General features: G+C 60.2%; 8 protein-coding genes. All 8 read left to right on the plus strand.

The genetic code is table 11. The features are described from left to right. Nucleotides 1-101 precede the first annotated feature (101 nt). The 8 genes from WH50_RS23825 (at nt 102) to WH50_RS23860 (ending at nt 8,505) form a co-directional block, all read left to right on the plus strand. Nucleotides 102-2,900, plus strand: coding sequence for a monovalent cation/H+ antiporter subunit A (locus WH50_RS23825; protein ID WP_110189733.1), 2,799 nt, complete (start codon nt 102-104; stop codon nt 2,898-2,900). Next, nucleotides 2,900-3,271 carry a Na+/H+ antiporter subunit C gene (locus WH50_RS23830; protein ID WP_104153056.1) on the plus strand — a complete coding sequence of 124 codons (372 nt, stop codon included), beginning with the start codon at nt 2,900-2,902 and terminating at the stop codon, nt 3,269-3,271. The genes WH50_RS23825 and WH50_RS23830 overlap by 1 nt, the downstream gene beginning before the upstream one ends. Next, nucleotides 3,268-4,857 carry a monovalent cation/H+ antiporter subunit D gene (locus tag WH50_RS23835; protein ID WP_110189735.1) on the plus strand — a complete coding sequence of 530 codons (1,590 nt, stop codon included), beginning with the start codon at nt 3,268-3,270 and terminating at the stop codon, nt 4,855-4,857. Before WH50_RS23830 ends, WH50_RS23835 begins: the two co-directional genes overlap by 4 nt. Continuing rightward, nucleotides 4,854-5,342, plus strand: coding sequence for a Na+/H+ antiporter subunit E (locus WH50_RS23840; RefSeq protein ID WP_110189742.1), 489 nt, complete (start codon nt 4,854-4,856; stop codon nt 5,340-5,342). The genes WH50_RS23835 and WH50_RS23840 overlap by 4 nt, the downstream gene beginning before the upstream one ends. After that, nucleotides 5,336-5,605: a K+/H+ antiporter subunit F gene (locus WH50_RS23845; RefSeq protein WP_104153053.1), complete on the plus strand. Its 270-nt coding sequence runs from the start codon at nt 5,336-5,338 to the stop codon at nt 5,603-5,605. The genes WH50_RS23840 and WH50_RS23845 overlap by 7 nt, the downstream gene beginning before the upstream one ends. 20 nt (nt 5,606-5,625) lie before the next feature. Further along, complete coding sequence (locus WH50_RS23850; RefSeq protein ID WP_243410258.1) at nt 5,626-6,018, plus strand: Na+/H+ antiporter subunit G; 393 nt, start codon at nt 5,626-5,628, stop codon at nt 6,016-6,018. A gap of 292 nt (nt 6,019-6,310) precedes the next feature. Next, nucleotides 6,311-7,558 carry a diguanylate cyclase domain-containing protein gene (locus WH50_RS23855; RefSeq protein ID WP_110189744.1) on the plus strand — a complete coding sequence of 416 codons (1,248 nt, stop codon included), beginning with the start codon at nt 6,311-6,313 and terminating at the stop codon, nt 7,556-7,558. 140 nt (nt 7,559-7,698) lie between these two features. Continuing rightward, entirely contained in the window at nt 7,699-8,505 is an 807-nt protein-coding gene (locus tag WH50_RS23860; protein ID WP_110189746.1) for an HAD family hydrolase, read from the plus strand. Nucleotides 8,506-8,782: the final 277 nt, after the last annotated feature.

Below are 8,782 nucleotides of genomic sequence, written 5' to 3' on the forward strand. Positions count from 1 at the left end.
CTCACCGCACCACAACCGCCAACCCAGATGCCATGGTGTAATGCGGTGGAGGTGGACTTGAAAGGTGTGTTTGAAGGCAACTTGGCGAAGGATGTACGGCGATGATATTGCTCTGGATTGCACTACTGCCGCTATTCGGCGTGCTGGTCCCCCTGCTTTGCAGCCAGCGCAGCCGCCTGTTCACCACCTGGGCCACCGCGGCAGCCCCTGCCATTGCCCTTGGTCTGACCCTCAGTCAGGCCGGCACCGTGTTACAGCATCAGACCCTGCGTTACACCCTCAGCTGGCTGCCCAGTCTGCAGCTGGACTATGCCCTGCGCCTCGATGGTCTGGCCCTGCTGTTTGTCTGTCTGGTGCTGGGCATTGGCTTGCTGGTGATTCTCTACGCCAGCTATTACCTGTCCGAGCAGGATTCCATGCCGCGTTTCTACGCCTGCTTCATGTTGTTTATGGCAGCAATGCTGGGCGTGGTGATGGCCAACAACCTGATCCTGCTGTGGATCAGCTGGGAAATCACCAGCATCAGTTCCTTTCTGCTGATCAGCTACTGGTGGCAGAAGAGCGAAGCGCGCAAGGGTGCCCGTATGGCGCTGACGGTCACTGCCGCTGGCGGACTGGCGCTGCTGGCAGGCCTGCTGCTGATCGGCCATATGGTCGGCAGCTACAGCCTCGATGTGGTGCTGCAGCACGGTGACCTGATCCGCAATCACCCGCTCTATACCCTGACCCTGTGCCTGATCCTGCTGGGCGCCTTCACCAAGTCGGCACAGTTCCCCTTCCATTTCTGGCTGCCCCATGCCATGTCAGCACCGACCCCGGTCAGCGCCTATCTGCACTCGGCGACCATGGTCAAGGCCGGTATTTTCCTGCTGGTGCGGCTCTATCCGGTGCTGGCCGGCACCGACCAGTGGTACTCCATCGTCAGTCTGGCGGGGATGTGCACCCTGCTGCTGGGCGCCTACTTTGCCCTGTTCCAGCATGATCTGAAGGGCCTGCTGGCCTATTCCACCCTCAGTCATCTCGGCCTGATCGTGCTGCTGCTCAGCATCGGCTCACCAGCCTCGACCGTGGCAGCTCTGTTCCACATCATCAACCACGCCATCTTCAAGGCTTCGCTGTTTATGGCCGCCGGGATCATCGACCATGAAACCGGCTCGCGTGACATGCGCCGCCTGAACGGCCTGTGGAAATACATGCCCTACACCGCCACGCTGGCCATGGTGGCAGCCCTGTCGATGGCCGGGGTACCGTTGCTGAACGGTTTCCTGTCGAAGGAGATGTTCTTCGCCGAAACCCTTAACCAGTCCATCCTCGGCTCCCTGTCGTGGCTGGTACCGGTGCTGGCAACCCTGGCCGGGGTGTTCTCGGTGGCCTACTCTCTGCGCTTTATCCACGATGTGTTCTTCAACGGCGAACCTATCGGCCTGAGCAAGACGCCCCATGAGCCGCCGCGTTACATGAAGCTGCCGGTGGAAATCCTCGTCGGCCTGTGTCTGCTGGTGGGGATCTTCCCCGAATTCATGGTGCAGCCGATTCTGGATGCAGCCTCGGCAGCGGTGCTGCAGGATCAGGTGCCGAGCTACAGTCTGGCGATCTGGCACGGCTTCAACTTTCCCCTGCTGATGAGTCTGGTGGCCATGGCCGGGGGCGTGCTGGTCTACACCCAGCGCCGCCATCTGTTCCGCTTCCAGCATCAGTTCGAGGCGGTCGATGCCAAACGTGAATTCGAGCGGCTGATCCAGCTCAGCGTGCGCCGGGCCAATGTGTTCAGCCGCTGGCTGGAAAACGATTCGCTGCAGCGTTACCTGCTGCTGATGCTGCTGGCATTACTGGTCCTGCTCGGCTCCAGCCTGCGTGAACTGCACCCGCTCAGCGGTGGCCGCAGCCTGCTGCCCCTTGACCCTGTCACCCTGTGTGCCGGGCTGGTGCTGATCCTCAGCGCCATCGCCACGGTGGTGGTCAACCGCCAGCGCATGCTGTCGCTGCTGTTCCTGTCGGTCACCGGGCTGATGGTGTCGCTGCTGTTCGCCCGCTTCGCCGCCCCCGATCTGGCCCTGACCCAGCTGGTGGTGGAAGTGGTCAGCATCATCCTGCTGATGCTGGCGCTGTTCTTCCTGCCCTACAAAACCCCGCGCAATGCCGCCGCGCCACGCAATCTGCTGCGTGACAGCGCCATCGCGCTGGTGCTGGGTGCGCTGGTCGGCAGCCTGTGTTTCGCCCTGCTCAGCCGTCCGTTCGACAGCATCTCGTCGTTCTTTATGGCCAAGAGCAAGACCGATGGCGGCGGCAACAACGTAGTTAACGTGATTCTGGTGGACTTCCGCGGCTTTGACACCCTGGGGGAAATCACCGTGCTCGGTATCGCCGCCCTTGGCATCTTCCGCCTGCTGGAGCACCTGCGCCTGTTCAAACCTTCCGCTGACGGCGAAGGCCGGCTCTGGGCCCGGCAGCGTGACTCGGTGATTCTTAATGTGATCGCCCAGGGCATCCTGCCACTGGCACTGCTGGTGTCGGTGTACATCTTCCTGCGCGGCCACAACAACCCCGGCGGGGGCTTTATTGCCGGGCTGATCACCTCGGTCGGCATCATCCTGCAGTACATCGCCCACGGCGTCAGCTGGCTGAAACCACGAATGCGCCTCAACTATGCCCTGATGATCGCCAGCGGTGTAACCATTGCCTGCCTCACCGGTCTGGGCAGCCTGTGGTGGGACCGGCCATTCCTCACCTCCTGGTTTGATCATTTCCATCTGCCGCTGATCGGTGATGTCGAACTGGCCAGTGCCATGGCCTTTGATCTGGGGGTCTACCTGACCGTGGTTGGCGCCACCCTGATGATGCTGGCCAATCTGGGCAAACTCACCACCGCTCACCGTCCCCAGTATGAGGAGATGCAGTAATGGAAATTCTGTACGCCTGTTGTGTTGGCTTTCTCACTGCCTGCGGGGTGTTTCTGGTGCTGCGTGAACGGACCTTTCCGGTGGTGCTGGGGCTGACCCTGCTGTCCTATGCCGTCAACCTGTTCCTGTTTGCCAGTGGCCGTCTGACCGAAGCGGCGGCGCCGATTCTGGGCGCGGGCGACAGCCATACCGATCCGCTGCCACAGGCACTGGTGCTGACAGCCATCGTAATCGGCTTTGCCATGACCGCCTTCGTGGTGATTCTGGCCATGCGTGCCCGTGCTGATCTGGGGGTCGATCATGTCGATGGCCGTCTGCCCGATGACACGCCCGGTGCTCAACCCACCCGCCAGAAGGACGCGAAGAAATGAGTGTTGCCTGGCCGCTGTTCCATGCGCATCTGCCGATCCTGCCCATCCTGCTGCCGCTGCTAGCCGGTCTGCTGATGCTGTTCCCCCCTCTGTCGAAGGCGCTGACGGCGCAGCGTCTGCTGGGTCTGGCCAGCATCCTGCTGCAGGGCCTGCTGGCAGTGCTGTTGCTACTGCAAACCGCTGACGGCCAGCTGCGTCTGTACGCACTGGGCCAGTGGCCCGCACCGTTCGGCATCATGCTGATGGTCGATCAGCTCGGCGCCCTGATGCTGTTGCTGACGGCAGTGCTGGCGCTGGGTGCGCTGCTGTATGCCTGTGCAGGCAGCGACGTGCAGGGCAGTTTCTTCCACCCGCTGTTCCAGCTGCAGCTGCTGGGTATTAACGGTGCCTTCCTCACCGGCGATCTGTTTAATCTGTTTGTGTTCTTTGAAGTGCTGCTGATGGCGTCCTATTCGCTGCTGATGCACGGCGAGAACCGCCAGCGCACCCGCGCCGCCCTGCACTACGTGATTCTCAATCTGGTCGGCTCAAGCATCTTTCTGATTGCGCTCGGCACCCTCTACGGCACCCTCGGTACCCTCAACATGGCCGACATGGCGGTGCAGGTGAAACACCTTGATCCGACCCTGGTGCCGCTGGTCAAGGCCGGGGCGCTGATGCTGCTGATCGTCTTTGCCCTGAAGGCGGCGATGCTGCCCCTGCACTTCTGGCTGGCACGTACCTATGCCGAAGCCTCGCCAGCGGTGGCGGCGTTGTTCTGCATCATGACCAAGGTCGGCATCTACGCCATCCTGCGGGTCTACAGCCTGATCTTTGGTGATCAGGCAGGCCCGCTGGCTGATCTGGCCGCGGTCTGGCTATGGCCACTGGCCTTGCTGACGCTGATCATCGGCGCCATCAGTGCCCTGACCAGCAGCAGCCTGCGCAAGCTCAACGCCAATCTGATCATTGTCTCGGTTGGCACCCTGTTGGCGGTCGTGGCACTGAATGACCGTCAGGCCACCGCGGCGGCGCTGGTGTATCTGATTCATTCGACCCTGATCACGGCTGGCGTCTTCCTGCTGGCGGCAATGATTGCCGAACAGCGTGGCCGCAGTGCCGACCATCTGGTGGCGGGCCGGCCCATGGCGCAGCCGCTACTGCTGGGGGTAGGCTTCGTGGTGGCGGCACTGGCGCTGATCGGCATGCCACCGTTCTCCGGCTTTATCGGCAAGCTGATGATGCTGCAGGCCACCGCCGGGCTGGAGGGCAAAGTGTGGCTGTGGCCCTGTCTGCTGCTCAGCAGCCTGATCATTCTGGTGGCCATGTCACGGGCAGGTACCACGCTGTTCTGGCGTATCAACGGCGAGCATCGCAGCACCAGCAAGAGTGGCGTGCTGCAGCTGGCAGGCGTCAGTGTGCTGTTACTGGCGGCGCCTCTGATCACCTTCTTCGCCGCCGATCTGAGCCAGCTGACCAGCCAGATCAGCGAACAGCTGTATCAGCCGCAACGCTATATCGATCAGGTTTTCCCCATGGGCGAGAAACAGCTTGACGCAGCGGCTGAGCAGCTCACCTCTTCCCCTGCTGCAGGAGCCACCCCATGAGCGCCCTGTTACCCATGCCGTTCTTCAGTCTGGTACTGCTGCTGGTGTGGCTGCTGATCAACAACAGCCTCGCCTTCGGCCAGATCCTGCTGGGCGCGGTGCTGGCCGTTGGCCTGCCGCTGCTGCTCAGACCCATGCATGTACCCGGTCCGCGGGTGCGCTCACTGCACGGTGTCAGTATTTACCTGCTGCGCCTGCTGCGTGACATCGTGGTCGCCAACTTCGATGTCGCCAAGCTGGTGCTGAGCAGCCGCAGTAAGCTACGGCCGGGCTTTATCATGTATCCCCTCGACCTGACCGATGATCTGCCCATCACCCTGCTGGCCAGCACCATTTCCCTGACGCCGGGGACGGTCAGTGCCGATCTCACCGATGACAAGCGCTATCTGCTGATCCATGTGCTGGATATGCACGATGAGGCCAGCCTGATCGAAGAGCTGAAACAGCGTTATGAACGCCCCCTGCAGGAGATCTTCGCATGTTGAGTACCGTACTGCTGATCGTGCTGGGCATGGTGATGGTGGCGCTGCTGCTGAACCTGTGGCGGCTGTTTCGCGGCCCCTCGACTCCGGATCGCATCCTCGCGCTGGATACCCTTTACCTCAACGCCATCGCCCTGATCGTGCTGTTTGGCCTGTGGAAGGATGCCGCCCTCTACTTTGAAGCGGCACTGCTGATTGCCCTGCTGGGCTTCGTCAGCACCGTGGCACTGTGTAAATACCTGCTACGTGGCGACATCATCGAATAGTGGCTTGCGGAGACTGAACCATGAACCTCAACGAATTGCCCCTGTGGCTGGAAATCCTGCTCTCTGCCCTGCTGCTGCTGGGCGGCCTGTTTGTGCTGATCGGTGCCATCGGTCTGGTGCGCCTGCCGGACTTCTTTACCCGCCTGCATGCCCCCACCAAGGCCAGCACCCTGGGTCTTGGCGCCATCCTGCTCGGCTCCATGGTACTGGTCAGTGTCAGCCATGACGGCGTCAGTCTGCATGAGTTGCTGATCACCCTGTTCCTGTTCATCACGGCACCGGTCAGCGCCCACATGATGTGTCGCGCGGCGCTGCATCAGCGGCTGAAAATCGCCCCGGGCACGCGCAATGGGGAGTATCAGGGGCTGACACTGGCCAGGCAGCAGGAGCGCGACTCCTCACGCCTGCCCTGAATCACGCCACCCTTCCACCAGAAGCTGCCAGCCAGGGCCTTGCCAAACCCTTACTCACCACCTAATTGTCATAACAGCAGCGCTATATTGACGAACGAAAAGTGAGATGTGGCGAGCCCTGCAGCGTGGCAGAGAGGCACAGTGATGAGGATCAGCCTTTACAGTCAGGGGATAAAAAACATACAGCCGCTAAGGATTTTCCGTGCCATAATCCCCCCGAACCGCGTTCAACGACACGGTGACCTCCTTTCTCCATTCCAGACGGTGCAAAGATCAGCTAGAGAGAACAGGCGTGCGTAATATCTTGGTTGTAGAAGACAGTCCTCTGGTCCTCAAGATTCTGAATCGTCAGTTCAAGCAGGAAAAAAACCTGACTTCGGTGATGTGTGCCTCAGCAGGTGAAGCACAGCTGATGCTGGAAACATCGTCGGCGCTGTTTGATGCCGCCATTGTTGACCTGAACCTGCCGGATGCGCCCAACGGCGAAATCGTCGATCTGATCCTCAGCTACAAAGTCCCCTGTGTCGTGCTCACCAGCAGCTATGACGAGCAGCGTCGTGATGACCTGTTCATGAAAGGCGTGGTCGACTATGTCATCAAGGAAAGTCAGTACTCCTACGACTATGTTTTCCGCCTGATTCATCGTCTGGAACAGAACCGCAAGATCAAGATCATGATTGCCGAAGACTCCTCCTCGGCCCGCCACTTTATCCACCGGGTGTTGTCCTCCCATCAGTATCAGATCGTTGAGGCCCAGGATGGCGAAGAAACGCTGAAAATGCTGGAGCAGCATGCCGATACCGATTTGCTGATTCTTGACCACGGTATGCCCGGCATTCAGGGCTTCGAGCTGGTGAAGATTCTGCGCCAGAAGCAGAAGCGTCAGGACCTGCTGATCCTTGGCGTCTCGGCGGATCCGAAAGGCTCCCTCAGTGCCATGTTCATCAAGCACGGCGCGGATGATTTCCTGCGCAAACCCTTCTGTGCCGAAGAGCTGACCTGCCGGGTAATGGCCATGGTCGAACGCCGTGACCTGACCCAGGCACTGCGCCAGGCCGCGCTGTTTGATTCCCTCACCGGGCTGTATAACCGCCGCGCCTTCTACGCCGAAGGGGGCCGGGTGCTGAAGCAGGCGCAGGAACTGCAATACCCCATCAGCGTGGCGGTGATTGATCTGGATTATTTCAAGAAGATCAACGACACCTACGGCCACAGCGTCGGCGACAATGCCCTCAAGCTGTTCTCCCGTGCCTTCCGCAAAGCCTTTACCGATGACGTGCTGGTGCGTCTGGGCGGGGAGGAATTCGGTCTGGTCAGCTATCACTCCAGCGAAGTGGTGGCCGAGCGTCTGGACAGACTGCGCCGCGACTGCCAGCAGATTGCCTATGCCGAAGGCGATATCACGCCGTTATCCTTCAGTGCCGGGGTCTATTCCGGTATCGCCGACAGTGTTGACATCCTGCTGCATCTGGCCGATCAGCTGCTGTATCAGGTCAAGCATCAGGGCCGTGGTCATACCCTGACCGAACAGCAGGGCTGAGACTGCACTCTGGGCGAATCCGCCGCCCTGCCACACTCCGTTACCCAAAGGCTGCCCAACGGCCGTGCTAAAACCGCTACACTGTGGCCACCCGACCCTGCCCGTACCGCGTTCCCATTTTCACTGTGATAGGCACCAAGATGACACCGCCAAGCCTGATCGTTTCCGACCTGGACAAGACTCTGCTCAATGAACAGCACGAACTGGATGAGCTGACGATCACCACCCTGCGTGAACTGCACCATCAGGGTCATACCCTGGCACTGGCTTCCGGTCGCCACTTTCATGACATCAGCGTCTATCGCGCCCAGCTGGGTGTCCCGGCCTACATCATCAGTACCAACGGTGCCCATCTCTATACCCCCGACGACACGCCGCTGTTCGAGACCCTGCTGCATACCGAGCTGGCACAGCAGATCACCCGTCTGCCGCTGCCTGCGGGTGTCAGTGTCAGTCTCTATACCCGTCATAAATGGCTGATTGACCGCCCTCTGGCAGAGCTGTCCGAGCTGCATGACGGTACCGGCTTCAGCTTCGAGGTGGTGGATATTCCCGCCTACAGCGACAACGATATCGGCAAGGTGCTGTACGCCGGTGCGCCGGCGCAGCTGAAGATCCTTGAAGACGCTATCCGCGCGGGTTTTGAAGGACAGATCCATATGACCTACTCGCAGCCCATGTATCTGGAAATCATGGGTAAAGGCGTCAACAAGGGGCTGGCACTGCAGGCGCTGCTGCATGAACTGGGGCTGGACCGTCAGCATTGCTATGCCTTCGGTGACAACCTCAATGATGTGGAAATGCTCAGTCTGGCAGGCAATGCCCACGTCATGGCCAACGCCCATCCCTATCTGGCCGACAACCTGCCCCACGCCACTGTGATCGGCCATCACAACGACAAGGCCGTTGCCCGGCAGTTGCGCAGTCTGTTTGCCCTTGAGGATTAACAGGTCGTTGCAAATCTATCTGCGTTGCCGAATACCGCGTCAAAAACAGGCTCACAGCCAACGGCTGAACGTGCTTTAGCACGGCCCCGAAGGGGCGAGCGGAGCGAGTCAAATGCTCATTTAGTTCACTAAACTCCGCTTTTTCGCCTGTTTCTTGTGCCCTCGGGGTATTTCCTTGTCTCGGCTGCCTCGATGACGTTTTTCAACAGCCTGCCAGGGACATCACCACCGGGGCAGCTATAACGCTGGCGAATAGACATAACCATGGTGTAATGGT

Origin of the sequence: Pokkaliibacter plantistimulans (assembly GCF_003194385.1) — a bacterium.
GTDB classification, from domain to species: Bacteria; Pseudomonadota; Gammaproteobacteria; order Pseudomonadales; family Balneatricaceae; genus Pokkaliibacter; species Pokkaliibacter plantistimulans.